We start from the raw sequence: 26,144 nt of genomic DNA, 5'->3' as shown, positions 1-26,144 counted from the left end.
CCCATGGTTTACGTTGAGATCGTCTTCGTCTTCCTGCTGACGATTCTGAACGGCGTGCTCGCCATGTCCGAGCTGGCCGTGGTCTCCTCCCGCCGGGCGCGCCTGGAGCATATGGCGTCGGCCGGCGACAAGGGCGCGCGCGCCGCCCTCAAGCTGATCGACGACCCCGGCCGCTTCCTGTCGACGGTGCAGATCGGCATCACGCTGATCGGCATCCTGGCGGGCGCGGTCAGCGGCGCCACCCTGGCCGACCGGCTGGGCGACTGGCTCGACACCTTCGCGCTGCTGGCGGGCCGGGGCGACACCATCGCCATCCCGCTGGTCGTCATCAGCATCACCTACCTGTCGCTGGTGGTGGGCGAACTGGTGCCCAAGCGCATCGCCATGAGCCATCCCGAGGGCATCGCCGCCCTGGTCGCCCGGCCCATGTACAAGATGTCGCAGGTGGCGGCACCGGCCGTCTGGCTGCTGCGGCTGTCGACCGAGGCGCTGCTGCGCCTGCTGCGCATCAACCAGAACCAGGCATCGACCGTCACCGAGGAAGAGGTGAAGTCGCTGATCGCCGAGGGCACCCAGGCCGGCATCTTCGTGCCCCAGGAAAAGGCGATGATCGAGGGCGTGCTGCGCTTGGCCGACCGCCCCGTGGTGGCGATCATGACGCCGCGCCAGCGAGTCGTCTGGGTGGACCTGAACGCATCGCCCGATACCGCCCGGCAGATCCTGGCCGACAGCCGCTTCTCGCGCCTGCCGGTGTGCGAAGGCGCGGTCGACCATGCCGTCGGCATCGTCCACACCAAGACGCTGCTGCCGAAAGCCCTGCGCGGCGAGCCGATGGAGATCAGGGAGACGATGGTGCCGGCGCTCATCGTGCCGGAGCAGACCCCCGTGCTGGCGCTCCTCGACCGTTTCCGGCGCGAGGGCGTGCACATGGCGATCATCGTCGACGAATACGGCCTGACCCAGGGCATCGCCACGCCGACCGACATCCTGGAAGCCATCGCCGGCCACCTGGCCGAGACAGGCGAGGACGAATCGAGCTCGCTCGTCCGCCGCGCCGACGGCACCTGGCTGGTCGACGGCCGCATGCCGATCGACGAGTTCGAGGACGGCGTCGGCCTGCGCGGGCTGTCGGGGTCGGGGGACTTCCACACGGTCGGCGGCTTCGTGCTCGACCGGCTGGGTCACCTGCCGACGGTGGGCGAGGTCGTCGAGGAGATGGGCGCCCGCTTCGAGGTGATCGACATGGACGGGCGGCGGATCGACAAGGTGCTGGTGCAACTGGCCCCCAACGACTGACGATCGGCCACTACCACCAGCGCCCCGTCCAGGCCCCCCAGCCGATGCGCGCCGCGCGCAGGCCGTCGGGCCGGCGAAGGGCGGGCGCGAAGGGATCGTGCCCGGCCCGGGCCAACCGCGCCAGGTGGACGCGCGCCAGCCGCGCCGGCAGGAGCGCCGGCAGCAGGCCCCTGGCAGGCCGCATGGCCCGCGCGGCGGCGAAGCGGGCCTCGGCCGCGCCGGCAACGTCGCGGACGATCGCTGCCAGGGCAGCACCACCGCGGCCGCCCGCGATGTCGTGGGCCGTCAGGCCGGCTGCATCCAGCGCGGCGGTCGGCAGCAGCACCTCGTTGCGCCGGGCATGGTACGGCAGCGCCCGCAGGATGCCGGCCAGGGCCCAGCCGGTGCCGACCGCGATCGCCGGTTCCGCCGCCGGACCCTCGTGGCCCAGCGCCTCTGCGAGTGCGCGGCCGACGGCGCCGCCGGTCGCCCGGGCATAGGCTTCGAGATCCTCCAGGGTCTCGGGTGGCGCCTCCTCCAGATCCTGCCGGCGTCCCTCGACCATGGCCAGCAGTGCCGCCACCGTCACGCCGCCGGCGGCGACCGCATCGGCCAGGGCCGGCATCGGGTCGGCGACCGGCGGGCGCCCGCCGTCTGCCAGGGCTGCCACCGCATCGTCCCACCATTGCAGGCGGATCTGGCCCAGCATGGCGTCGGACACCACCTCGCGCGTGCGCGCGATCTCATGCTCGAAGGCCAGCACGGCGAAGAGGTGCTCGCGCCGCGCCGCGGGGGCCGCGAGAGCCGCCAGGAAGCGATCGGGGTCGTTGCGGCGGGCGCTTTCCCCGGCGGGGGAGAGCGCCTGGCCGTGGGAAGATGCCGGCATGGGCGGATGGCGCTTTGTCGGTGGCGGCGGGAGGGGCTAAGCTACCCCAAGATCGTTGGAAGTTGCGCGGGCCGGCATCGCCGATGCGTCACGAAGCACCAATTCTCTCCCCGGCGGCCGATCGACGGCGGCGTGGGGCCGTGGCCTTCGCCGGGCGACCGGTCGGGCGAGGGCCCAGCCCGTGGCCGGCGCGCTACATGACGGGGGCCCAGCGCGCGGCCCTGATGGCGCTCGACCGCCTCCACCGCCTGCTGGACGACATCGCCGACACCGACCTGGCGGCCGACGACCGGCTGTCGATCCTGGCGACCGTGCGCGAGGACCTGGGGCAGCTTGCCGCCGGCGGCGAGGCCAGCGGCGGCCTCGGCCGCCTCGTGGCGCCGCTGATGGCGATGCGCCCGCCCGCGGAAGAGCTGGAGGCACTGGTGGATGCCCGCCGCATGGCCGTCGACGGCCGCATGCGCGCGCCCTCCACCGCCGACCTGCGCCTCTACGTCCGCCGCCGCCAGGGCGGACTCGCCTTCGTGACGCTGCATTGCCTGGACCTCGACGCACCGGCGCTGGACCGGGTCGTGCTGGCGCTGGGAGAGGCGCTGGGCATGACCGAGATCCTGCTCGACCTGGGCCGCGATGCCGCCCAGGGCCGCCTGATGCTGACGCGCGAATCCCTGGCCGAGGCCGGCATCCCGGCCAGCGATGCGGCCGCCGCCCTGCGTCATCCCCGCATCGGCCAAGCCTGCCGCACCATGGCGCGCCTGGCCGACGAGCGATTCGAGTCCGCCGGCGGGCGCCTGGCCGGCAACCATTCGCGGATCTGGCCGTTACGCTTCCTGATGCAGAGCCAGCGCCGGCTGCTGCAGCGTGCCGTCCGGCGCGGCTGGCAGGACGTCGACCGCCGCCTGCAGCTTGGCACCGTCGAATCGCTGCTGCTCATGGTCCGCGCCCGCTACGGCTGATGCCGCCGTCGCATTTCCCTTCGCGTCGGCGCCATTTCCCCGCGCGTGGGTGCTTCACAATCCGACCGCCCCGGCCTATCAGAAGGGGCATTCGACTTTCACCCCATCCTGCCGAAGACAAGAGGTGACGCATGGCCTTCGAACTGCCTCCCCTGCCCTATGCGCCGAACGCGCTCGAGCCGCACATGTCGGCCAATACCTTCAGCTTCCACCATGCGAAGCACCATCAGGCCTATGTCACCAACCTGAACAACCTGATCAAGGACACCCCGCTGGCCGACAAGTCGCTGGAGGAGATCATCCTGGCGACGGCGTCGGATGCCTCCAAGGCCGGCGTGTTCAACAACGCCGCCCAGGTGTGGAACCACACCTTCTTCTGGAACTCGATGAAGCCCGCCGGCGGCGGCGCCCCGTCGGGCGACCTGGCGAAGAAGATCGACGCCGCCTTCGGCAGCCTCGCCAAGTTCAAGGAAGAGTTCAAGGCGGCCGCCGTCGGCCAGTTCGGTTCGGGCTGGGCCTGGCTGGTGCTGGACGGCAGCGACCTGAAGATCGTGAAGACCGGCAATGCCGGCACGCCGATGACGAGCGGCCAGAAGGCGCTTCTCACCGTTGACGTGTGGGAGCATGCCTATTATCTCGATTACCAGAACCGTCGCCCGGATTTCGTCCAGACGTTCCTCGACCATCTGGTGAACTGGGACTTCGCGGCCAAGAACCTCGGCTGAGAACTATCGCCCGGCGCGGGCACGAGTGGGGGCGGCTTCGGCCGCCCCCTTTTTCTTGCCCGCTGTCAGCCCAGAGCGACCAGGGCGGCAGCCACCAGGCGCCCTTCCATCATCAGCACATTGTAGGTGCGGCAGGCAGCGCCCGTGTCCATCACGTCGACCACGAGGCCGGCCGCGCGCAATGCCTGGCGCTGGGCGGGCGGCAGCAGGACGATACGGGAACCCGCGCCCAGCAACAGTACCTCGGCACCAGCGGCTGCGCGCAGGATCTCATCGATGGTGGCGTCGTCGAGCCGGGCGTCGGTGGCGGACCAAGGCACGACGGCCGCCGGCGTGATGATGATCGAGCCCGCATGCTCGATCCCGTTCACGCGGAAGCGCCCGGTCCCGTAGCCCTGGATGACCTGCCGGTCGACCGGCGCCGCCGGCTGTACCGCCATGGCGGCCGCCCCTTACGGCTTGGCCGGGACCGGCGCCTCGTCGTCGTCATGATGCGCGCGATGGGTATCCTTGCCCGCCAGGTACCATTCCATGGGAGCGGCGACATAGATCGTCGAATAGGTGCCGAGCACAACGCCCCAGGTCATGGCGACGGCAAACCCGAACAACACTTGGCCGCCCAGCACCAGCAGCGCGAAGACCGCCAGGAAAACCAGTCCGTTCGTCACCACCGTGCGCGCCATCGTCTCGTTGACGCTGCGGTTGATGAGTTGGCGGAACGGCATCGCCTTGTACTTGCGCAGGTTCTCGCGGATGCGGTCGTCGATGACCACGGTATCGTTGATCGAGAAGCCGGCGATGGTAACGACGGCAGCCAGCACGTTCAGGTCGAACTGCAATTGCGTGATCGAGAAGAACCCGACCGTGGTCAGGCAGTCATGCAGGATGGCAACGACGCCGGCCAGGCCGGCCCGCCAGCCGAAGCGGAGCGCCATGTAGGCCATGATGCCCAGCAGCGACAGGGTCACGGCGAGGATGCCGCCCGTTACCAGTTCGGCGCCGACCTTCGGCCCGACGACTTCCACCCGGCGGTATTCGTAGCCCGCGCCCAGCGTCTCGCGGACGGCGGCGACGGCCGCCATCTCGGCCTTCTCGTCGCCGCCCTGGCCCTCGATCCGGATCAGCACGTCGTTGCTGGCGCCGAACTCCTGCAACGCCACGTCGCCCAGGTTCAGGTTGCCGATCTTCTCGCGCATCTGGGCAAGGTCGGCCGGCCCTTGCGAGCGCACCTCGATCAGGATGCCGCCCGCGAAGTCGACGCCGAAATTCAGCCCGAGCGTGGCGATCGACAGGATCGATCCCAGGCACAAGAAGGCCGACAGCGCGAAGCACATCTTGTGGAAGCGGAAGAAGTCGAGGTTCGGGACCTTCTTGACCAGCCGGATCGGCTTGAACATCGCTATCTGCCGTTCAAATGGGTAGCGCCGCCGGCCGCGCCCGCTTCAGCCAGAACACGACGATGAGCCGCGTGAGGCTGATCGCGGTGAACATGGAAGCGATGATGCCGATGGACAGGGTGACCGCGAAACCGCGCACCGGCCCAGACCCGAAGGCATAGAGCAGCACGGACGCGATCAGCGTCGTCAGGTTGGAATCGAGGATGGTGAGGAAGGCGCGCGAAAAGCCCGCATCCACCGCCGAGAACGGCGTCCGCCCCAGGGCCGTCTCCTCGCGGATGCGTTCGTAGATCAGCACGTTGGCGTCGACCGCCATCGCCAGGCTGAGGACCAGGCCGGCGATACCGGGCAAGGTCAGCGTCGCCTGCAGCACCGACATGACGGCCAGCGTGATGATCAGGTTCAGCAGCAGGGCGATGTTGGCGATCAGGCCGAAGAAGCCGTAGCCCAGCACCATCAGTACGCAGATCAAGAGGTAGCCGACGATGCAGGCAATGGTACCGGCCTGGATCGAATCGCTGCCGAGGTCGGGGCCGACGGTGCGCTCTTCCAGCACGTTGAGCGGCGCCGGCAAGGCGCCCGCGCGCAGCAGCAGCGCCAGGTCATTGGCCGACTGGGCGGTGAAGCTGCCCGAGATCTGGCCAGAGCCGCCCAGGATCGCCTCGCGGATCACCGGCGCGCTGATCACCTTGCCGTCCAGCACGATCGCGAACAGGCGGCCGACATTGGCCTTGGTGACGTCGCCGAAGCGCCGCGCGCCGTTGGAATCGAAGCGGAAATTGACGACCCACTCGCCGGTCTGGGAATTGTTGCCGGCCTGGGCGTTGGTCAGCATGTCGCCCGACACCATGGCGCGGCGCTGCACCACATACTGGCGGGCCTGGCCGCCGTCGCGCTCCTCGGACGGCAGCAGCTCGGTGCCGGGCGGCAGGCGGCCGCGACGGGCCTCCTCGATCGGCGCATTCATGTCGACGAGGCGGAAGGTCATCTTGGCCGTGCGGCCGAGCAACTGCTTCACGCGCTGCGGGTCGTCGATGCCCGGAAGCTGGAGCAGGATGCGGTCGGTGCCCTGGCGCTGGACCGAGGGCTCCTTGGTGCCGGTCTCGTCGACGCGGCGGCGCACGATCTCAATCGACTGGTCGACGGCGGCCCGCTTCAGGTCGTTCAGCACCCGCTCGGGATAGCGGAGCGTGAAGCGGCCGTCGGCACCGGCCGCGATCTCGGCCTCGGCATCGCCCTCGCGCAGCAGGCGGCGGGCCTCCTCGACCTTGGTCGGGTCGCGCAGCGTGAAGGTGACGGCGTCGTCGCGCGCGGCCAGGTCGGCATAGCCGATCTGCGGCTGGCGGAAGGCCGTGCGCACGACATCCTGGAGGTTGGCGATCCGCTCGCGCACCACGAAGGCGGTGTCGACCTCCAGCAGCAGGTGCGATCCGCCCTGCAGGTCGAGGCCGAGGCTGACCTGCTGGTGCGGCAACCAGTTGGGCAGGCTCTCGGCCACCTGACGCGGCAGCAGGTTCGGGGCCGCATAGAGCAGGCCGGCCAAGGCGACGAGAAGAATGACCACCGCCTTCCAGCGGGGAATGATCAGCATGGTACGGCCCGGCCCCGAACGGCGCTACTTGCCGGCCTTGGCCGGCTTCTCGACCTCGGTCTCCTCGCCGGAGCCCTTGGTGAGGATGGACGTGATCGTGCCGCGCAGCACCCGCACCCGGACGCCGTCGGCGATGTCGACCACCACCTCGTCGTCGTTGGGAACGCGGGCGACGGTCCCGATGATGCCGCCGCCCGTGACGACCTTGTCGCCCCGGCGCAGCGCGCCCAGCATCGCCTTGTGGTCCTTCATCCGCTTCTGCTGCGGACGGATCAGCAGGAAGTAGAAGACCACGAAGATCAGGACGAGGGGCGCCAGGGACATCAGCATGTCCTGGCTGCCGCCGGCCGCCTGGGCGTAGGCTGGCGAAATCAACATACCGCGGGACTCCTCTAGGGGCGGAACAACGACAATCGGACCCGCCCGACAGGCCAAGGCCGCGCATTAGGTAAGCGACTTCCCCGGCAAGCGCAACCGACGAACCATCGCCGGTTGACGCACGGCGCCACTGGGTCGTATCAGCCGGCGGGTCGCATCAGCCGCGGGGTCGCATCCGCCAGAGGGGGCGGAGCCCCGGCCCCACCCTACCCCATCCGGAGACCATGACGGACCAATCCACCGAGGCGCTGCTGCGCCGCATCGCCGACGCCCTGGAGCGGATGGCCCCGCCGGCGGCCCCGCCCGTCGACCTGAAGGCCTACGACGCCTATGTCTGGCACGCCGATGGCAGCCGGCTGGAGGCCGTGCCGCGGGTCAACCGCGTCGCCATGACGCTGCTGCGCGGCATCGACCGCCAGGCCGACATGCTGACCGACAATACCCGGCGCTTCGCCACCGGGCTGCCCGCCAACAATGCGCTCCTGTGGGGGGCCCGCGGCATGGGCAAGAGCTCGCTGGTGAAGGCGGTGCAGGCGACGGTGGCGGCCGAGCATCCCGGCACGATCGCGCTGGTCGAGATCCACCGCGAGGACATCCCGTCCCTGCCCGCCCTGCTGACGGCGCTGCGCGACGTCGACCGCCGCTTCATCATCTTCTGCGACGACCTGTCCTTCGACGGCAACGACGCCAGCTACAAGTCGATGAAGGCGGTGCTGGACGGCGGCGTCGAGGGACGGCCGGCCAACATCGTCTTCTACGCCACCTCGAACCGGCGCCACCTGCTGGCCCGCGACATGATCGAGAACGAGCGCTCGACGGCGATCAACCCGGGCGAGGCAGTCGAGGAGAAGGTGTCGCTGTCGGACCGCTTCGGCCTGTGGCTGGGCTTCCACCATTGCGACCAGGACACCTACATGGCCATGGTCGAGGGCTACGCCCAGCACTACGGCATCGACATCCCGAGCGAGCAGATCCGGCGCGAGGCGAACGAGTGGTCGGTCACGCGCGGCTCGCGCTCCGGCCGCGTCGCCTGGCAGTTCATCCAGGACCTGGCAGGGCGGCGAGCAAGACCGCTGGATGCGTCCTGAGGCGCGGCGGCGCCAGTTCGGGCACGAGCTCGGTCGACCGGCCGACCAGATATTCGGCCGGGTCGACCGCGCGGGTGCCGCGGCGGATTTCGAAATGAAGCTGCGGCTCGCCGACATTGCCGGTCTGGCCCACGCGCGCGATCGGCTGGCCGCGGCGGATGCGGTCGCCGCGCTTCACCAGCAGGCTGTCGTTGTGGGCATAGGCCGTGACCCAGCCATCGGCATGCTTGACCAACAATAGATTGCCGAAGCCGCGCAACTCGTTGCCGGCGTAGGCAACGATCCCGGCCTCCGCCGACAGCACGGCCGCTCCCTTGGGGGCGGCGATGTTGATCCCGTCATTGTGCAGCCCGCGGCCGGTCGGCCCGAAGCGGGTGACGACCTGCCCGCGCACGGGCCAGGCGAAGCCGCGCCCCTCGCGCGGCGGCGGGCCGGCGGTGGGCGGCGGCTCCGGCGGCGGCGCCATCGCCATGGCGGGCGGCGGCGGCGGCACCACAGGGGCGACGGCCGGCGGCGGTTCCGGCCGCACGCGGTCGCGCCCGCGCCGCGGCGCGAGCTCGGGACGGGGTGCCGGCTCGGGCTGGACGGTTGGCTCGGGCGGCGCTTCGGCCGCCGGCGGCGGGGCCGGCGGCGCCGCGCGGCCGGGGCGCTGCGGCGGCAGCACCGGCTCGGGCGCCGTGATCGCGGGCGGCGTCAGGAAGCCGACCTGGGGCGGCGGCTCGACGGGCGGCGCGGGTTCCGGCTGCGGCTGCGGCTGCGGCTCGGCACCCGGTGGTGGGCGCAGCACCTGTGGGGCGGGCGGCTGCAGGATCTGGCCGGGCGGCGGCTGCAGGCTGTTGGGCGGCGGCACGGCCGCCACCATCGTCTCGGGCGCGGAGGTCGCGGCCGGCGTAGGCACCTTGAGCCGCTGGCCCGCCCGCACGCCATAGGGCGCATCCAGGCCGTTCTCGCTCACCAGCACGCTCATCGCCACGCCGTAGCGGCGCGACACGCTGTAGAGCGTCTCGCCCGGCTGCACCTCGTGGAAGCGGTTGGCGGGCACGGCGATGCGCTGGCCGGTCAGCAAGCCGTAAGGCGGCTTCAGGCCGTTGGCGTCGATCAGCGCGCGCACCGGGACCCCCGTCCGCCGAGAGATCGCAAACAGGGTCTCGCCGTTGCCGACGGTGACCGTGCCGCCCACCTGCGGCCGCGCGGCGGCCGCCACGGGTGGGGGCGGCGCCGGCTCGGGCGGCGCGGCGGGCGCGGCAGGTACGGGCGCGACTAGGATCGGCGCAGGCAGGACGGGCCCCGGCGGGACCGTTTGCGGCGGCGGCGGCGGCGATGCTGCCGGGGCCGGGGCCGGCCGCGCCAACTGGTCCAGGCGGCGCTGCGGCAGCGGCGGCGGTCGCACGGGGCCATCGACGGGCTGGCGCTCGACGATCGCGGGGCTGGCCGGCGGGGCGACGGGCGCGGCAGCGGGAGGGTGACGGGGCCGGCCGCACCGGACGCGCGCGCGATCTGTCGCGCGGCCGGGGCACCGGGCGGTCGGGGTCCCACACCTCGATCGCCTCATACTCCTGGCCGCAGGCCGCGAGCGCCAGGGCGGCTGCAAGAAGGATGGGGAGCGCGGCCGGGCGGCGGATGCGCCGTCCTGTCATGGGGTCGATTCTATCGGTACGACCGAGTCAGGCGCAAATCGTCGATGCTTGCCCGCCGGCCGGCCTCGGGCGGGGGTCAGGCCGGACGCTCGGCGGCACTGCGCGGCAGGCCCGCCACCAGCGGCACGAAGCGCACGGTGCCCATGTCGCTGCACACCAGGCCGTCGGCGTCGCGCACCATCCGCACCAGGCGCTGGTTGTCGCCGCGCTCGCCGACCGGGATGACGATGATGCCGCCGGGGGCGAGCTGGTCGGTCAGCAGGTCCGGGATCTCCAGCCCGGCGGCGGTGACGATGATGCGGTCGAAGGGGGCGGATTCGGGCCAGCCCTTCATGCCGTCACCCCAGCGCGTGGTGACGTTGTGCAGGCGCAGCTCGCGAAAGCGCGTCTCGGCCGTCTGCAACAGGTCGCGATGGCGCTCGATGGTGTAGAGCCGGCGGCACAGCCGGGCCAGCACGGCCGCCTGGTAGCCCGAGCCGGTGCCGATCTCCAGCACCCGGTGGCGGTCGTTCAGCTCCAGCGCCTCGGTCATGCGGGCGACCACGGTCGGCTGGCTGATCGTCTGCCCGTGGCCGATCGGCAGGGCGGTGTCCTCGTAGGCCTGATCGCGAAAGGGCAGCGGCACGAAGGTGTCGCGCGGAATGCGCTCCATCGCCCCCAGCACGCGGGTGTCGCTGATCCCCTGCCGCCGCAACTCCATCACGAGCCGGAGCTGACGCGGCGCACTACTCACGGGAAGATCTCCGCCAGCGGCTTCAGGGTCGGCCGATGGGTAAGGTCGGTGAAGAGCGGCGTCACCGAGATGAAGAGGTTACGCACGGCGTGCAGGTCGGTGCCCTCCACCCCGTCATCCTCGTCCCGGGTGGTGGCGATCCAGTAGTAGGAGAGCCCGCGCGGGTCCTTCCCCTCCTGGAGCGCGCCGCCGATCTTGTGGCGGCCCTGGCTGGTCGCCCGGATGCCCTCCACGCTGGCGGGCGGACAGGGCGGGAAGTTCAGGTTGATCAGCACGTTCTTGGGCCAGCCGACCTCGCAGACCCGGCGGATCACGTCCGGCGCGTGATGCTCGGTCGCCGACCACCAGATGGGCTGCCCGGGGCGCGTGCACTGGCTGAGCGCGATCGAGGGGATGCCGAGCTGGGTCCCCTCCATGGCGGCGGCCACCGTGCCGGAATAGGTCACGTCCTCGCCCAGATTGCCGCCGCGATTGACGCCGGACAGGATCAGGGTCGGGCGCTTGCTCTTCAGCAGCACCCGCACGCCCATCAGCACCGCATCGGTCGGCGTGCCGTCGACGGCGAACCTGCGGCGCGAAAGCTGGCGAATGCGCAAGGGATAGCGCAGCGTCAGCGAATGGCCGGCGCCGGAATGCTCCTCCTCCGGTGCCACGGTCCAGACATCCTTGGACAGCGAGCGCGCCACCTTCTCCAGCACCTTGATGCCGGGGGCGTGGATGCCGTCGTCGTTGGTGACGAGGATGCGGGCGTTGGCGAGGTCGATCGCGGTCATGCGGCGGCTCCCGCCGGCGCGCCGATGACCTCGATCCCGCCCAGATAGGGGCGCAGGGCGTCCGGCACCGTCACCAGCCCGTCTGCCCGCTGGTAGTTCTCGAGGATGGCGATCAGGGTGCGACCGATGGCGAGGCCCGAACCGTTCAGCGTATGCACGAAGCGTGTCCCCCTCTCGCCGGCCGCACGATAGCGGGCCTTCATCCGTCGCGCCTGGAAGTCGCCGCACGTCGAGCAGCTCGAAATCTCGCGGAACGCCCCCTGCCCCGGCAGCCACACCTCGAGATCATAGGTCCGGCGCGCGCTGAAGCCCATGTCGCCGGTCGAGAGCGCCATCACCCGGTAGTGCAGGCCAAGCCGCTGCAGCACGGTCTCGGCCGCGCTGGTCATCCGCTCATGCTCGGCATCGGACTGGTCGTCGCCCACGATCGAGACCAGTTCGACCTTGCCGAACTGATGCTGGCGCAGCATGCCGCGCGTGTCCCGCCCGGCCGCGCCGGCCTCGGAGCGGAAGCAGGGCGTGTAGGCGGTGAAGCGCAGCGGCAGGGCGGCGAGGTCGTGGATCTGGTCGGCCGCCAGGTTGGTCAGCGGCACCTCGGCCGTCGGGATCAGCCAGAAGCCGTTGGTCGTGCGGAACAGGTCGTCGCCGAACTTCGGCAGTTGGCCGGTGCCGAACACCGCCTCGTCGCGCACCAGCAAGGGCGGCTGCACCTCGACATAGCCGAACTCGCCGGTATGGATGTCCAGCATGAAGGCGGCCAGTGCCCGTTCCAGCCGGGCGAGCTGCCCCTTCAGCACCACGAAGCGCGAGCCGGACAGGCGGGCCGCCGCCTGGAAATCCATCAGGCCCAGGGCCTCGCCCAGATCGAAGTGCTCGCGCGCCTCGTGGTTGAAGGCCGGCCGCTCGCCGAAGCGCCGCATCTCGACATTGTCGGCTTCCGACGCGCCGTCGGGCACATCGTCGGCCGGCAGGTTCGGCAATTCGGCCAGGAGCGCATCCAGCTCGGCCGCCAGTTCGGCCTCGCGCGCTTCGAGCCGCGGCATCTCTTCCTTCAGGCGCGCGACCTCGGCGATCGCGGGGCCGGCATCCTCGCCCCGGCTCTTGGCCTGGCCGATCGCCTTGGACGCCTCATTGCGGCGCTGCTGGATCTCCTGGACCCGGGTCTGGGTCGAACGGCGCTCGGCGTCGAGCGCCAGGATGTGCTGCGCGCGTGGCGCCACGCCGCGGCGGGCGAGGCCGCGGTCGAACAGGTCCGGTTCGTCCCGGATGAATCGAATGTCGTGCATGATCGTTCGCTTGGGTACTGGGGGTCGGGACAGGCGTCGTGCGTCAGGCCGGATCGCCGGGCGATCGGCCGGTGCTCGATCGCTCTTCCGCCGCCGCATCGGCAGCCGCCTCCGCCTCTTCCTCCTGCTCCCGCTTGCGTCGCGCCCGCTCGGCCAGCTTGGCCGAGATGATCGAGATTTCGTAGAGCAGGATCATCGGGATCGCGAGGCCGACCTGGCTGATCACGTCGGGCGGGGTGACGATAGCCGCGAAGATGAAGATGCCCACGATGGCATAGCGCCGCCCCTTCGCCAGCATGGCCGCGCTGACGATGCCGACCCGGGCCAGCAGGGTCAGCAGCACCGGTAGCTGGAACGCCAGGCCGAAGGCGAAGATCATGGTCATCACGAGCGACAGGTACTCGTTGACCTTGGCTTCGAGCTGAATGGGCAGGTCGCCGCCGGCGCCGGGCTGCTCGAAGCTGAGGAAGAAGCGCCAGGCCAGCGGGAAGATGAAGTAGTAGACGAGCGAGGCGCCCAGCAGGAACAGGACCGGCGTCGCGAACAGGAACGGCAGGAAGGCCTTGCGCTCGTGGCGGTAGAGGCCGGGCGCCACGAAGATCCAGATCTGGCTGGCGATGATCGGGAAGGACAGCATGGTGGCTGCCCAGAACGCGACCTTGATGTAGGTGAAGAACAGTTCCGTCAGGTCGGTGAAGATCATCCGACGGCCTTCCCGGGCGCCCAGCGCATCGGCCAGCGGGCGCGTCAGGAAATTGTAGATGTCGGCCGAGAAGTAGTAGCAGAGGCCGAAGGCGACCAGGATGGCGCCGACGGACCACATCAGCCGGTTGCGCAGCTCGATCAGGTGATCGAGCAGCGGCATCTTCTTGTCGTCGATATCCTCTTCTTCGCGCATGTGCGGGGAACCCTAGGCCGCGCCGGCGGGCGGCTTGGGCGGCGCTGCCGGATCGGGAAAGGCCGCGTCCGGGGCCGGCGGCGGCACGTCCGGCACCGCGGCGGCCGAGGCGATCGTGTCGAGCGCCGGCATCGTCGTCGGGGTCGGAGCGGCTTGGCCCGACCCTACCACCGTCGGCTCAACCACCATCGGCTCAACCACCGTCGGCTCGACCATGGTCGGATCGGGCGGCGGCACGTAGTCCACCGCCTTCTTCTCCGGCTCGGCGAAGGGGTCGTGGCTCAGTTCCGGTGGCGGCTCGAACGCCTTGCGCATCTCGCCCTGGGGGTCGACATGCTTCTCGATCAGCTCCGACACGTTGGTCGAGCGCAGCTCGTCCAACTGCTTCTTGACGTCTTGCAGGTCGGCCTCGCGCGCCATCTCGTCGACGCTGCTCTGGAAGTCGCGGGCGACCGCGCGCGCCTTGGCCACCCACAGCCCGACCGTGCGCAGCACCTTGGGCAGGTCCTTCGGCCCGATGACGACCAGCGCCACCACCGCGATCACGGCCAGTTCGGACCATCCGATGTCGAACATTCGCGCTCCCGGCCGCGCCCGTGCCGGGCCTGCTCAGCCGACCGCGGGCGGGCGGGGCGGCGCCGGGAGACGGGGAAGGTCCTCGCCCATGGCGCCGGCGGTCGCCCGGGCGGTACGGCCGAAACCCCCGGCGGCCCGGCCGATGTCACGCATCCGCCCGGACAGGCGCGGCATGGCGAAGAACACCGCCACGACCAGGACCACCAGGATGATTTCGAGAGCGCTCGGCATGGATGGCGCGGCAGTTGTTTCGGGGCTGGGAAAAATGGAGCCGGATACTGGCAGAAAGGCCATGCTGCCGCAACGACGCCGGTCGCCGCGGCATGCGACCGGCAGTCGCTTCAGACCGTCGCTTCGCGCGCGAACACGAACGTCTGCTCGCGATCCAGCGTGGCGGCCAGAATCGTGCCCTCCGCCGGCAGGAATCGCCCGGGAACGCGGGCATGCAGGTGCAAGGCGCCGGCCGCTCCGCCTTCCGCCGCCAGATGGAGCAGCGAGCTGCGGCCCAGCATGCGCGCGGCCACGACCCGTACCCGCCCCGCCGGCCCTGCCCCCGACTCGATGGGGGCCGACAGCCGGATGGCTTCCGGCCGGATCAGGATGTCGACGGCGGTGCCGTCCAGGTGGCGGGGCGCCTCCACGGCACCGAAAGGCGTTGCCACCCGGCCTTCGCCGACGACCCCGTGCAGGCGGTTCACTTCGCCGAAAAATGCCGCGACGAAGGCGTTGGCAGGCGCGCAGTAGAGGTCGGCCGGCGCCCCCAGCTGCTCCATCCGGCCGGCCTGCATGACCGCGATCCGGTCGGCCATGAACATCGCCTCCTCCGGATCGTGCGTGACCAGCAGGGTGGCGGTGCCGGTGTCCTTAAGCACATGCAGCGTCTCGTCGCGCACCTGGTCGCGCAGCCGGGTGTCGAGGCCGGAGAACGGCTCGTCCAGCAGCATCACGCGCGGTTGCGGCGCCAGGGCGCGGGCAAGTGCCACGCGCTGCTGCTGCCCGCCCGACAGGGTGTGCGGATAGGCCTCGGCCAGGCCGGCCAGCCCCACCCGCTGCAGCACCTCGACCGCGCGGGCGCGGCGGTCGGCGGCAGACATGGCGCGCAGGCCGAAGGCGACGTTCTCGCGCACCGACAGATGCGGGAACAGCGCGTAATCCTGGAAGACGAGGCCGACGCCGCGCTCCTCGGGCGGGCGGTCGATGCCATCGCCCGCCACCGTGCGCCCGGCGATCGCCACGCGGCCGCGCTGCAACCGCTCCAGCCCGGCCGCGACCCGCAGGATCGTCGTCTTGCCGCAGCCGGACGGCCCCAGCAGGCACACCACTTCGCCGGCACCGATGGCGAGGCTGACGTCGATCACGGCGGCGACGCCGTCATAGGCATGGCCGATCCCCTCCAGCGACAGCGCCGGAGCGCCGGCGGCGGCTGCCTGCGGGTGCATCATCCTCTCAGCCGCGGACATGCTCACCCCCGCTCACGCCATCGTCGGCATCTTCCGGCGGCACTTCCGCCGGGTCCTCGCGCTCGTCGTCGCCGTCATCAACGGGCGTTTCCAGTTCGGACGGCAGCGGGTTCAGTACCGGCCGCTGGTCGAGCAGTCCGGCCGCCTTCAGCTCGTCGATGCCGGGCAGATCTGCCAGCTGGTCGAGGCCGAAATGGGCCAGGAACTGGTCGGTCGTCACCCAGGTCGCCGGCCGGCCCGGCGTCTGGCGCCGGCCCTTGGGGCGGATCCAGCTTGCCTCCATCAGGGTTTCCAGCGTCCCCCGGCTCAACGCCACGCCACGAATCTCCTCGATCTCGGCGCGGGTGACCGGCTGGTGGTAGGCGATGATGGCCAGGGTCTCGATCGAGGCGCGCGTCGGCTTGCGCGTCACCGTGCGCTCCAGCCGCAGCGCGCCGGCCAGGTCGGGTGCGGTGCGCATGGCAAAGCGACCCGCCACCCGCACCACCTGCACGCCGCGGTCGGCATAGATCGCCGTCAGACGCTCCATCAGCGCCTCGATGTCGGTGCCCTCGGGCATGCGGCTGGCGATGGTCTGGGCGTCCAGCGGCTCGGCCGCGGCGAACAGCAGCGCCTCCGCCAGGCGCAATTCCGGTTCGAGCTGGCTCACGTCTGCTCTGCTTCCTGCCCCTGGCCGGTCGCAGCACCGCCATCCGGGTTGGCCGGCTTGCCGCTGCGAACGAATATCGGTCCGAACACCTGGTCCTGGCGTAGCACGACCCGGCCCTCGCGCGCCAACTCCAGGCTGGCCGCGAACATCGCCGCCATCGCCGCGCGGGTGATGATACCGGGGCGCAGGTCGTCCGGCAGGTAGCTCGCCAGCGTGCTCCAGCCGGGCGTGCGGCCGACGAGCCGCGACAGCCGCTGCAAGGCCTCGTCCATCGAGTAAAGCTCGAGCCGGTCGATGTGCAGGACTGCCCCGTCACGCTGCCGGCGATGCTCGGCATAGGCCTTCAGCAGCTCGAACAGCGACAACTCATAGACGCCGCGGGTGACGTTGCGCACGCCTTCCGGCTCGCCGCGGGCGAAGACGTCGCGGCCAAGCTGGCTGCCCGCGAACAGGGTCGCCCCCACCTTCTGCATCGCCTCGAGCCGCAGAAGCTGGAAGGCCAGCGCCTCGGCCAGGTCCTGGCCACTCGGCTCGTCGTCGGTCTCGGGCTCCGGCAGCAGCAGGCGGGACTTGAGATAGGCCAGCCACGCCGCCATCACCAGATACTCGGCCGCCAGTTCCAGCCGCAGCGCCTTGGCCGCCGTCACGAAGGCCAGGTACTGGTCCGCCAGGGCCAGGATGGAGATGCGGGTCAGGTCGACCTTCTGGTCGCGCGCCAGCGACAGCAGCACGTCGATCGGCCCCTCGAAGCCCTCCAGGTCGACGACCAGCGCGCCCTCGGCCGCGGTCGTCGGGCGGTCTTCCTCGAAGGGTTCGGCCTTGGCCATCGCGGCCGCCGGTCAGCGCATCGCCGACAGGGTGGCGAGCGGGTCGAAGGCGGTGACCGTCAGCACCATCTCGATGATGTATTCGGTCGGCCCCCGGATCAGCCATTGCAACACGTTCAGGTCGAGCCCGACCTGCTGGCCGATGAAGGGCAGCACGAACAGCAGCCCCAGCAGGATGAAGAAGCCGTGCCGCTCCAGCCGTGCCAGCGGATAGGCGAGCGGCGCCGGCAGCAGCCCGACCGCGACCCGGCCGCCATCCAGCGGCGGCAGCGGCAGCATGTTGAAGACGGCCAGCAACACGTTGATCTGGATGGCATTCACCAAGTTGAACAACGCCCACTCGCCCATGAAGGACGGCAGCACCGGCACCATGTGGCCGAGGATGGCGGCGGCCAGCGCCAGGACGATGTTGATGCCGGGACCGGCCAGCGCCACCAGCACCATGTCGTAGCGCGGGTTGTCGAGGCGCGAGAAATCGACCGGGACCGGCTTGGCGAAGCCGAACAGGAAGGGCTGCGCGCCGACCGCCAGCGAGCCCGCCAGCATCGTCGCCGGCAGGATGATGGTGCCGAACAGGTCGATATGCTTCAGCGGGTTGAAGGTGACCCGGCCGAGCCGCCAGGCGGTGTCGTCGCCGCGCAGGCGGGCGACGAAGCCATGGGCGGCCTCGTGAAAGGTGATGGCGACCAGGACCGGTAGCGTCCAGACCGAGATGGTGAAGATCAGATCGTCCAAGCCCGCACCACCTTCAAACGTCGAGCAGCATCAGATCGCGCCAATTGGCCAGCCGTTCCGGATCGGCCGTGGGGTCGCCGCGCCGCCGGATGTCCTCGGCGATCGACCAGCGTCGGGCCGCGTGCCGGCTCATCGCCGGCACCGCGGCTGCCACGCGGACCATCTCGTCCATGTTGCCGTTGCAGTGCAGGGCCACGTCGCAGCCGGCCGCGATGCAGGCCGCCGCCCGCTCCTCGATCGCGCCCGGCAGCGCCTGCATCGACAGGTCGTCGCTGAACAGCAGCCCGGCGAAGCCGATCCGGTCGCGCACGAATTCGCCCAGGACCACGGGCGACAGGGTCGCCGGCCGCGCCGCATCCAGCGCCAGGTAGCGGACATGGGCCGTCATCCCGAGCGGCATGTAGCGCAAAGCGCGGAACGGCGCGAAGTCGCGCTCCATGAGTTCGGCTTCCGGGGCGGCCACCACCGGCAGTTCCAGGTGGCTGTCGACGCCGGCCCGGCCATGGCCGGGAATATGCTTCACGACCGGCAGCACGCCGCCTTCCAGCAGGCCCTCGGCAGCGGCCAGGCCGAGCTGGGCTACCGCCATGGGATCGTCGGAATAGGCGCGGTCGCCGATCACGTCGTGGCTGCCCGGCACCGGCAGGTCGAGCACGGGCATGCAGTCGATGGTGATGCCGAGCGGCAGCAGCGTGGCGGCGAGCAGGCGACTGTTGGCGCGCACCGCTTCCACGGCGCGCTCCGGGTCGCGCGCCCAGGCGTCGCCGAAGCGGCGGGCGGCCGGGAACTCAGGCCAGTGCGGCGGGCGCAGGCGGGCGACGCGGCCACCCTCCTGGTCGATCAGCACCGGCGCCTGCGGGTTGCCGATCGACCGGCGCAGGGCCGCGGTCAGCCGCCGGACCTGGTCGGGCGTCTCGATGTTGCGGCGAAAGAGGATGAATCCCAGCGGCCGCGCTTCGGCGAAGAAGGCCGCTTCCTGCCCCGAAAGCGAAGTCCCCGCGCAGCCGAACACGACTGCGCGGGGAAATTCGGCTGGCCGCCGCCCGCGGGGGGCGGGGGTCGAAGGCGGGACTATCTCAGGGACGGACGACGAGGCAGCTGACATTCCGGTCCTTGAGGGCCGTGCAGGTGCGGCGGGCCGCATCGGGATCGCCGAACGGGCCGGCCTGGATGCGGTAGAAGACGCCGCGCGATTCGCCGAGGTCGACGCGCACGATCTGCGACGACAGCTTGCCCAGGACGGGGGCATGGGCCGTCTTCATCTTCTCCCACTCCTGCTGGGCGGCCTCCTGCGAGCGGACGGCCGCCAACTGGATGCGGTAGCTGCCGCCGGCGACCGGAGCCGGCGCGCTGGCGGGCGGTGCCGCGGCGACGGGCGGCGGGGCTGGGGCCGGCGCGGCAGCGACGGGTGGCGCGGGCGGCACCACCGGGGCGATCGGCGTAACCGGGACGGACGGCCGCAGGGTCGCCTGCGGCGGTGCCGGTGCGGCCGGCATCGCCATGGAGGGCGGGCTGGTCGGCGCCGCCAGCGACGGCGGGGGACGCACGGGTGCGGGCTGCACGGTCGGCGCCGGGGCGGCCGGGGCCTGCATGCTGGGCGCGGGCGTGACCGGCGTGACGGAAGCCGCCGGCGGCGGCGCCAGTGCGGCCGGCGGGGCGACCGGGCGGGCGATCGGCGTCTCGGGCGGCGGCAGCATGCGCTCGATCGTGGGCGCAGACGTCGGCGCGCGGGCGACCTGGTCGTAGATCAGCTTGTCCTGGTGCGGGACCTTCATCCCGCCGGGCTCCGCCGGTCGTTCGCGCATCGGCGACGGGTCGGCGCGCAACAACGGCACCCCGCCCCGCGTGCCCTGGCTCAGGCCCTGGGTGTAGGCGTACCAGACAATGCCGCAGAAGGTACCGATGACGGCAAGTGCGACGACGCCGATCAGCCACGGGCGGGCGCGGCGGTCGTCGCTGCCATAGTCCCGGCCGAGGGCGCGATCGGCCGCGTCGTGATTGAGTTCGATCGTCATGCGCGCATCTCCTCGACGGGTTCGACGCCGAAGACCCGGAGCCCCGACGCGATCACCAGGGCAAAGCCCTGGACCAGCGCCAGTCGAGCCAGCGTCAGATTCTCGTCCTCCCGCACCAGGAAGCGAAGACTTGCGTCGTCTTTCCCCTTGTTCCACAACATATGGTACGTACTGGCGAGATCATAGAGAAAAAACGCTATTCTATGGGGCTCGTGGGCCTCGGCCGCGCTCTCCACGATGCGCGGCCACTGCGCCATCAGCCGGACGAGGGCAAGCTCGGCCGAATCCGATATGCCCCCCAATTCTACCGCGGCAAGGGCGGCCGGCGATAGATCGGCGGCCGCCAACGTTTCGCGCGCATGGCGCAGAACCGAATGCGCGCGAGCATGGGCGTACTGCACGTAGAAGACCGGGTTGTCCTTCGACTGCTCGCGCACGCGGGCCAGGTCGAAATCCAGTGTCTCGGTATTCTTGCGCGTCAGCATGATGAAGCGGACGACGTCGCGCCCGACCGCGTCGACCACCTCGCGCAGGGTGACGAAGGTGCCCGCGCGCTTGGACATCTTCACCGGCTCGCCGCCATCCAGCAGATTGACGAGCTGGCAGATCTTCACGTCGAGGGCCGCCTGCCCGTCGCTGACGGCGGCCACGGCCGACTGCATGCGCTTTACATAGCCGCCGTGGTCGGCACCCCAGACGTCGATCTGGGTTGCGAAGCCGCGGCGGAACTTGTCGAAATGATAGGCGATGTCGGCCGCGAAATAGGTCCAGCTACCATCCGACTTGCGCAACGGCCGGTCGACGTCGTCGCCCGACCGGGTCGCCCGGAACAGGGTCTGGGGCCGCGGCTCCCAATCGTCGGGCAGCTTGCCCTTGGGCGCCTCGAGCACGCCGGTATAGAGCAGGTCGCGGGCCTCCAGCACCTCCAGCGCGCGCTCGATGGCGCCGGATTCAACCAGGCTGCGCTCCGACGTGAAGATGTCGTGCCGGACGCCAAGCGCCGCCAGATCCTCGCGGATCATCGCCATCATCGCGTCGATGGCGTGGCGGCGGAAGGCCGGCAGCCACTCCTCGGTCGGGGCGGCCAGCCAGCGGTCGCCATGGATCTCCGCCAACTGCTCGCCCACCGCGCGCAGGTAGTCGCCGGGATAGAGGCCCTCGGGGATGGCGCCGATTTCCTCGCCCAATGCCTCGCGGTAGCGCAGGTGGGCCGATGCCGCCAGGACGTCGACCTGCCCGCCGGCATCGTTGATGTAGTATTCGCGGGTGACGGCGAAACCCGCCTTCTCCAGCAGGGCGGCCAGCGCGTCGCCGACCACGGCGCCACGGGCGTGGCCGATATGCATGGGCCCGGTCGGGTTGGCCGAGACATACTCGACATTGACCGGCCGACCCTGCCCCATGGCGGAATCGCCATAGGCGACGCCCGCGCGCAGCACGTCGCGGATGCGCTCCCGCCAGAAGGCCGGCGTCAGGCGCAGGTTGAGGAAGCCCGGGTTGGCGATCTCGATGGCTGCCACGCCCTCGCCGCCGGCCAGCGCCGCGCCCACCATCTCGGCGATGGCGCGCGGGTTGCTGCGGGCGGGCTTGGCCAGGACCATGCCGACGTTGGACGACAGGTCGCCATGGGCGGCGTCGCGCGGCGGTTCGACGACGACCCGCGCGAGATCGAGTTCAGCCGGCAGGCGCCCGGCGGCCTGCAGCTCGGCGACGGCGGCCAGCACCCGGTCGCGGAAATGGTGAAAGACGTTCATCGGCTCCGTATGCCCCGATTCCGGGCTCTTGTCGCGCGTCAGGTGCGCGCATGCACCCGTCCAGCCTCAGGTCCGCGCATGGACATCGAACAGCCGCGTGTGCTCGTCGAGCGCGAAGCGGTCGGTCATGCCGGCCACATAGTCGGCCACCACCCGCGCGGTGCGCGCCGTGCGCGGCCCCTCGGCCTGGGCCTGCCAGTCGGTCGGCAGGCAGTTCGGCTCGTCGACCAGGAGGCCGAACAGGTCGCGGACCACCCGGCGCGCCTTGCTGGCCATGCGATTGACCCGGTAGTGCCGGTACATGCGCTGGAAGAGGAACGCCTTCAAGGCCCGGTCGTGGGTGCGCATGGCCTCGCTGAAGCCGACCACCGGCCGCCCGGCGGCGCGGATGTCATCGACCGAGCGCGGCGCCAGCTCGGCCAGGCGCTGACGCGTCTCGGCCAGCAGGTCGTTGGCCATGCGGTCGATCATCCGGCGCACGCCCTCATGGATCAGGCGCGAGGGCTCGATGCCGGGATGCGCGCGCGTGACCAGGGCGAAGACCGGCCCCGCCAGCGGCACGTCGGCCAGATCCTCCAGCGTGAAAAGGCCGGCGCGCAGGCCGTCGTCGATATCGTGGTTGTTGTAGGCGATGTCGTCTGCCAACGCCGCCACCTGCGCCTCCGCCCCCGGCCACCCGCCCAGTTCCAGCGGCAACACCCGATCGAAGGCGGCGATGGTGGGCGGTGCTGCCCCCGCGGGCAGCGGCCCGTTGTGCTTGACCGTGCCTTCCAGCGTCTCCCACGTCAGGTTCAGGCCATCGAACGCCGCGTAGCGGCGCTCCAGCATCGTCAGCACGCGGAAGGTCTGGTCGTTGTGGCTGAAGCCACCGAAGGGCGCCATCGCCGCGTCGAGCGCCTCTTCCCCGGCATGGCCGAACGGCGTGTGGCCGAGGTCGTGGCCGAGTGCCACGGCCTCCGCCAGGTCCTCGTTCAGGCCCAGTGCCCGGGCGAGCGAGCGGGCGATCTGCGCCACCTCGATCGAATGGGTCAGGCGCGTGCGGTAGTGGTCGCCCTCATGGTTGACGAAGACTTGCGTCTTGTATTCAAGCCGGCGGAAGGCGGTGGAGTGGATGATCCGGTCGCGGTCGCGCTGGAAGGCGCTGCGGGTCTCGCTCTCGGCCTCGGGCACGAGCCGGCCGCGCGATTCCTCCGGCCGGCTGGCATAGGGGGCGAGACCGGGAGCGGCATGGGCCATGACGGGGCCAGACCCTATCCAAAGGGGGTCCGCGCGGCAATCCGTCAGCGAACCGCCATCCCCGCCTTCATGGACTCGGCCAGGGCGGCGGCCAATTGCGCCTGGGTGAAGGGCTTGGCCAAGCGTGGCAGATGGATCGCATCGGCCGGCAGCTCCGCGAACCCCGACGCCAGCACGATGGGCAGATCGGGCCGGGCGGCCGCGATCGCCTGCGCCAACTGCTGCCCGGTCATCTGCGGCATCGCCTGGTCGGTCAGCACGAGGTCGAAGGGCGTGCCGGCCCGCAGATGGGCGATGGCCTCCGCGCCCGAGGCCGCACTCGTGGTGCGGTGGCCCAGATCCTCCAGCATGGCGACGATGTTGGCCAGGACCAGCCGGTCGTCGTCGACCACCAGGACGTGGAGCGCCCGCGCGACGGCTTGCGGGCGAACCGGCGCGGCGGCCGCGACCACGGGCACCTTCACCCCATGGGCCACCGGCAGCCAGATCTCGGCCACCGTCCCGACCCCGGCCCGGCTGCTGAGGTGCAGTGTCCCGCCCAGTTGCTCGGCCACGCCATGGACCATCGGCAGGCCGAGGCCGGTCCCCTTGCCGATGCCCTTGGTCGTGAAGAAGGGCTCGGTCGCGCGCCGCAGCGTCGTTTCGTCCATGCCCTGGCCGTGGTCGGCGACCGAGATGCAGATGTATCGCCCCGGCTCCAGCCCATGCATGGCGCGCGAGACGGCTTCCTCGCGCGCGGCAATCGCGATCGTCCCGCCTTCGGGCATCGCGTCCCGGGCGTTCACCGCCAGGTTGAGGATCGCCAGCTCGAGCTGGTTGGTGTCGGCCAGGATCGCCGGAAGCTGCGGCGGAACATGGAAATCGACGGTGACCGCGGGCCCGATCGACCGCCGCACCAGCTCAGCCATGTCCCGCATCAGGGTGGGCAGGTCGACCGGCTCCAGCGCCAGCTCCTGCCGCCGCGAGAAGGCCAGCATGCGCTGCGTCAGCACCGCACCCCGCCTTGCCGCCTCGATCGCATTCTCGATCAGCGTGCCGGTGCGGGCATCGCCGTCCAGGCGGCGCTTCAGCAGGTCGAGACTGCCCAGGACAACCATCAGCAGATTGTTGAAGTCATGCGCCACGCCGCCGGTCAGGCGGCCCAGCGCCTCCATCTTCTGGGCCTGGAACAGGGCCTCCTGGGCCTCGGCCAGCGTGCGCTGCGCCTCCACCCGGGTGGTGATGTCGCGGGTGACCTTGGCGAAGCCGAGCAGCAGGCCATCCTCGGTGCGGATCGGCTCGATGACGACATTGGCCATGAAGCGCGTGCCATCCTTGCGCACGCGCCAGCCTTCCCGCTCGTACCGGCCCTGGCGCAGCGCCGTCTCCAGCGCCAGCCGCGGCTCGCCCGCCGCCTGGTCCTGGGCCGTATAGAAGCGCCCGAAGTGCTGGCCGATGATCTCGTCCGGCATATAGCCATTGATGCGCTCGGCGCCGAGATTCCAGCTCGTCACATGGCCCGCGAGGTCGAGCATGTAGATGGCATAGTCCGACACGCCGCGAACCAGGAGCTGGAACTGTTCCTCGCTGCGCCGCAGTTGCTCGCGCACGGCCCAGCGCTCGGTCATGTCGCGGGTGATCTTGGCGAAGCCGGTCAGCGCGCCGTCCTCGGCCCGGATCGGGTCGATCACGACATGCGCCCAGAACCGGGTGCCGTCCTTGCGTACCCGCCAGCCCTCGTTCTCGAAGCGGCCTTCGCGGGCGGCCGTTTCCAGGGCGCGGGCGGGAAGCCCCGCCTGTCGGTCTTCCTCGACATAGAAGCGCGAGAAATGGTGGCCCAGGATCTCCGCTTCCTCGTAGCCCTTGAAGCGACGCGCCCCCGCATTCCAGCTAGCGACGCGCCCGCCCAGGTCCAGGCTGTATATGGCGTAGTCGACCACCGCCTCGATGAGGATCCTGAAGCGACTGTCGTCCGTTGCCGCCATCGCGGGCCTTCCCATTGCGCGCGCCGAGATCGCGCGGCACGGGCTTGCTATAGCAGCGGACGCCGGCAGGGTCGAACAAGTCCGTCGCACGGCCCTTTGACACCGCGGCGATAGCCATTACATATGGGCTCCCGAGCGAGGACACCCATGCCCGAAGGCACTTCCGTGATTGACGACCGTCAGATGATGGTCACCGAGAACGCCGCCCGCCGCATCCGCGAGTTGCAGGCGCAGGACGAGTTCAAAGGGATGTTCCTGCGCATCGCCGTGTCCGGCGGCGGCTGCTCCGGCTTCCAGTACGGCTTCAGCTTCGACGACCAGCGCAACGACGACGACCGCGAGTTCGCCGCCCACGGCGTGGCCGTGGTGGTGGACGACACCTCGCTCGACCTGCTGAACGGGGCCGCCGTCGACTACGTCCAGGAGATGGTGGGGTCGGCCTTCCGCATCACCAATCCCAACGCGACCTCGTCCTGCGGCTGCGGCAGCTCCTTTGCGATCTGACCTGGTTCCTCTCGTCCCGTGAAGATTGCCACCTGGAACGTCAATTCCGTCAAGGCGCGGCTGCCCAACCTGGTGCAGTGGCTGGGCGAGTTCCAGCCCGACGTCGTGCTCCTCCAGGAGTTGAAGTGCGTCGACGATGCCTTCCCGGCGACCGAGATCGAGGATCTCGGCTACAACTTCGCCACCCACGGGCAGAAGACCTATAACGGCGTCGCCATCCTGGCGAAGAGCCCGATCGAGGACATCGTCCGCGGCCTGCCCGGCAATCCCGACGACCTGCAGTCGCGCTATATCGAGGCGACGGTCGAGGGCGTGCGGGTAGCCTCGATCTACCTGCCCAACGGCAACCCCGCGCCCGGCGACAAGTACGACTACAAGCTCGCCTGGATGGACCGGCTGGTGCCGCACGCCCGCGGCATGCTGGACGCCGAGGAGACCTTCGTGCTGGGCGGCGACTACAACGTTTGCCCGACCGACGACGACGTCTACGACCCGGTCAAATGGGCCGACGACGCGCTCTGCCGGCCCGAGAGCCGGGCGCGATTCCGCACCCTGTTGCATCTGGGCCTGACCGACGCCTTCCGCGCCCTCCACCCCGAGCCGCACCAGTATTCCTACTGGGACTATGTCCAGGGCCGCTGGTATCGCGACGAGGGCCTGCGCATCGATCACCTGCTGCTGTCGCCCCAGGCGGCCGACCGCCTGCAGGAAGCCGGCATCGACAAGGACCCGCGCGGCCGCGAGCGGGCCTCCGACCATACCCCGGTATGGTGCACGCTGGCTTGAGGGGCCGGGCCGGGC

27 protein-coding genes are annotated in these 26,144 nt (G+C 70.7%); 6 read left to right on the top strand and 21 right to left on the bottom strand.

All coding sequences use genetic code 11. From position 1 onward, the window contains the following. The first annotated feature begins 3 nt into the window (after positions 1 to 3). Positions 4 to 1,296 carry a hemolysin family protein gene (locus STVA_RS07630; protein WP_123689210.1) on the top strand — a complete coding sequence of 431 codons (1,293 nt, stop codon included), beginning with the start codon at positions 4 to 6 and terminating at the stop codon, positions 1,294 to 1,296. Between the two features lie 10 nt (positions 1,297 to 1,306). On the opposite strand, the gene STVA_RS07625 is transcribed toward STVA_RS07630, so the two are convergent. Continuing rightward, on the bottom strand, positions 1,307 to 2,161 hold the full coding sequence (locus STVA_RS07625) for a phytoene/squalene synthase family protein (protein WP_123689211.1): 855 nt from the start codon (positions 2,159 to 2,161) through the stop codon (positions 1,307 to 1,309). 197 nt (positions 2,162 to 2,358) lie between these two features. Between STVA_RS07625 and STVA_RS07620 the strand changes: the two genes are divergently transcribed. Continuing rightward, complete coding sequence (locus STVA_RS07620) at positions 2,359 to 3,117, top strand: phytoene/squalene synthase family protein (protein WP_170216405.1); 759 nt, start codon at positions 2,359 to 2,361, stop codon at positions 3,115 to 3,117. A gap of 131 nt (positions 3,118 to 3,248) precedes the next feature. Next, entirely contained in the window at positions 3,249 to 3,842 is a 594-nt protein-coding gene (locus STVA_RS07615; protein ID WP_123689213.1) for a superoxide dismutase, read from the top strand. Positions 3,843 to 3,907: 65 nt separating this feature from the next. Here STVA_RS07615 and STVA_RS07610 read toward each other — a convergent pair whose 3' ends face one another. The 4 genes from STVA_RS07610 to yajC are packed head-to-tail and all read right to left on the bottom strand — an operon-like array spanning position 3,908 to position 7,208. After that, the gene (locus STVA_RS07610; RefSeq protein ID WP_123689214.1) at positions 3,908 to 4,282 is read right to left on the bottom strand and encodes an Mth938-like domain-containing protein; all 375 of its coding nucleotides are present in this window, start codon (positions 4,280 to 4,282) and stop codon (positions 3,908 to 3,910) included. 12 nt (positions 4,283 to 4,294) lie between these two features. Further along, entirely contained in the window at positions 4,295 to 5,239 is a 945-nt protein-coding gene (gene secF, locus STVA_RS07605; RefSeq protein WP_123689215.1) for a protein translocase subunit SecF, read from the bottom strand. Positions 5,240 to 5,252: 13 nt separating this feature from the next. Beyond that, on the bottom strand, positions 5,253 to 6,830 hold the full coding sequence (gene secD, locus STVA_RS07600) for a protein translocase subunit SecD (RefSeq protein ID WP_123689216.1): 1,578 nt from the start codon (positions 6,828 to 6,830) through the stop codon (positions 5,253 to 5,255). 24 nt (positions 6,831 to 6,854) lie between these two features. Further along, positions 6,855 to 7,208, bottom strand: coding sequence for a preprotein translocase subunit YajC (gene yajC / locus STVA_RS07595; RefSeq protein WP_123689217.1), 354 nt, complete (start codon positions 7,206 to 7,208; stop codon positions 6,855 to 6,857). A gap of 224 nt (positions 7,209 to 7,432) precedes the next feature. Between yajC and STVA_RS07590 the strand changes: the two genes are divergently transcribed. Beyond that, positions 7,433 to 8,296 (top strand): ATP-binding protein, encoded by an 864-nt coding sequence (locus tag STVA_RS07590; RefSeq protein ID WP_123689218.1) that lies wholly within the window; start codon positions 7,433 to 7,435, stop codon positions 8,294 to 8,296. On the opposite strand, the gene STVA_RS07585 is transcribed toward STVA_RS07590, so the two are convergent. The 16 genes from STVA_RS07585 to STVA_RS07510 form a co-directional block, all read right to left on the bottom strand. Next, positions 8,247 to 9,500, bottom strand: coding sequence for a peptidoglycan DD-metalloendopeptidase family protein (locus STVA_RS07585; protein ID WP_123689858.1), 1,254 nt, complete (start codon positions 9,498 to 9,500; stop codon positions 8,247 to 8,249). The two genes, STVA_RS07590 and STVA_RS07585, sit on opposite strands and share 50 nt — an antisense overlap. 509 nt (positions 9,501 to 10,009) lie before the next feature. Continuing rightward, entirely contained in the window at positions 10,010 to 10,633 is a 624-nt protein-coding gene (locus tag STVA_RS07580; protein WP_420822829.1) for a protein-L-isoaspartate(D-aspartate) O-methyltransferase, read from the bottom strand. Positions 10,634 to 10,662: 29 nt separating this feature from the next. Further along, on the bottom strand, positions 10,663 to 11,439 hold the full coding sequence (gene surE / locus STVA_RS07575) for a 5'/3'-nucleotidase SurE (RefSeq protein ID WP_123689220.1): 777 nt from the start codon (positions 11,437 to 11,439) through the stop codon (positions 10,663 to 10,665). Further along, positions 11,436 to 12,725: a serine--tRNA ligase gene (gene serS, locus STVA_RS07570; protein WP_123689221.1), complete on the bottom strand. Its 1,290-nt coding sequence runs from the start codon at positions 12,723 to 12,725 to the stop codon at positions 11,436 to 11,438. Before serS ends, surE begins: the two co-directional genes overlap by 4 nt. Before the next feature lie 43 nt (positions 12,726 to 12,768). Next, on the bottom strand, positions 12,769 to 13,623 hold the full coding sequence (tatC, locus tag STVA_RS07565) for a twin-arginine translocase subunit TatC (protein ID WP_123689222.1): 855 nt from the start codon (positions 13,621 to 13,623) through the stop codon (positions 12,769 to 12,771). 12 nt (positions 13,624 to 13,635) lie between these two features. Further along, on the bottom strand, positions 13,636 to 14,199 hold the full coding sequence (tatB, locus tag STVA_RS07560) for a Sec-independent protein translocase protein TatB (protein WP_123689223.1): 564 nt from the start codon (positions 14,197 to 14,199) through the stop codon (positions 13,636 to 13,638). Positions 14,200 to 14,232: 33 nt separating this feature from the next. Then, on the bottom strand, positions 14,233 to 14,430 hold the full coding sequence (locus STVA_RS07555; protein ID WP_123689224.1) for a hypothetical protein: 198 nt from the start codon (positions 14,428 to 14,430) through the stop codon (positions 14,233 to 14,235). Between the two features lie 110 nt (positions 14,431 to 14,540). Next, a complete protein-coding gene (locus STVA_RS07550; protein WP_123689225.1) occupies positions 14,541 to 15,659 on the bottom strand; it encodes an ABC transporter ATP-binding protein in 1,119 nt (372 codons plus the stop codon). Next, the gene (gene scpB / locus STVA_RS07545) at positions 15,646 to 16,308 is read right to left on the bottom strand and encodes an SMC-Scp complex subunit ScpB (RefSeq protein ID WP_123689226.1); all 663 of its coding nucleotides are present in this window, start codon (positions 16,306 to 16,308) and stop codon (positions 15,646 to 15,648) included. The genes STVA_RS07550 and scpB overlap by 14 nt, the downstream gene beginning before the upstream one ends. Further along, a complete protein-coding gene (locus STVA_RS07540; RefSeq protein WP_123689227.1) occupies positions 16,305 to 17,135 on the bottom strand; it encodes a segregation and condensation protein A in 831 nt (276 codons plus the stop codon). Before STVA_RS07540 ends, scpB begins: the two co-directional genes overlap by 4 nt. A gap of 12 nt (positions 17,136 to 17,147) precedes the next feature. Continuing rightward, on the bottom strand, positions 17,148 to 17,870 hold the full coding sequence (locus STVA_RS07535; RefSeq protein WP_123689228.1) for a site-2 protease family protein: 723 nt from the start codon (positions 17,868 to 17,870) through the stop codon (positions 17,148 to 17,150). Between the two features lie 13 nt (positions 17,871 to 17,883). Beyond that, positions 17,884 to 18,882 carry a beta-N-acetylhexosaminidase gene (gene nagZ / locus STVA_RS07530; protein ID WP_245978277.1) on the bottom strand — a complete coding sequence of 333 codons (999 nt, stop codon included), beginning with the start codon at positions 18,880 to 18,882 and terminating at the stop codon, positions 17,884 to 17,886. A gap of 64 nt (positions 18,883 to 18,946) precedes the next feature. Continuing rightward, positions 18,947 to 19,885 (bottom strand): SPOR domain-containing protein, encoded by a 939-nt coding sequence (locus STVA_RS07525; RefSeq protein ID WP_123689230.1) that lies wholly within the window; start codon positions 19,883 to 19,885, stop codon positions 18,947 to 18,949. Beyond that, positions 19,882 to 21,639: an arginine--tRNA ligase gene (gene argS, locus STVA_RS07520; RefSeq protein ID WP_123689231.1), complete on the bottom strand. Its 1,758-nt coding sequence runs from the start codon at positions 21,637 to 21,639 to the stop codon at positions 19,882 to 19,884. Before argS ends, STVA_RS07525 begins: the two co-directional genes overlap by 4 nt. Before the next feature lie 66 nt (positions 21,640 to 21,705). Next, positions 21,706 to 22,875 carry a deoxyguanosinetriphosphate triphosphohydrolase gene (locus STVA_RS07515; RefSeq protein WP_123689232.1) on the bottom strand — a complete coding sequence of 390 codons (1,170 nt, stop codon included), beginning with the start codon at positions 22,873 to 22,875 and terminating at the stop codon, positions 21,706 to 21,708. A 44-nt stretch (positions 22,876 to 22,919) separates the two neighbouring features. Then, complete coding sequence (locus tag STVA_RS07510) at positions 22,920 to 24,839, bottom strand: hybrid sensor histidine kinase/response regulator (RefSeq protein ID WP_197735814.1); 1,920 nt, start codon at positions 24,837 to 24,839, stop codon at positions 22,920 to 22,922. 165 nt (positions 24,840 to 25,004) lie between these two features. On the opposite strand from STVA_RS07510, the gene erpA reads away from it, so the two are divergent. Both erpA and STVA_RS07500 read left to right on the top strand, forming a co-directional pair. Continuing rightward, a complete protein-coding gene (erpA, locus tag STVA_RS07505) occupies positions 25,005 to 25,343 on the top strand; it encodes an iron-sulfur cluster insertion protein ErpA (RefSeq protein WP_338069536.1) in 339 nt (112 codons plus the stop codon). An 18-nt stretch (positions 25,344 to 25,361) separates the two neighbouring features. After that, complete coding sequence (locus tag STVA_RS07500) at positions 25,362 to 26,129, top strand: exodeoxyribonuclease III (protein ID WP_123689235.1); 768 nt, start codon at positions 25,362 to 25,364, stop codon at positions 26,127 to 26,129. The last annotated feature ends 15 nt before the right edge of the window (positions 26,130 to 26,144 follow it).

It is taken from the genome of Stella humosa (assembly GCF_006738645.1).
Taxonomy (GTDB): Bacteria; Pseudomonadota; Alphaproteobacteria; order ATCC43930; family Allostellaceae; genus Allostella; species Allostella humosa.
The sequence above is the reverse complement of the archived record's forward strand: the minus strand, read 5'-3'. Positions and strand labels throughout refer to the sequence as shown.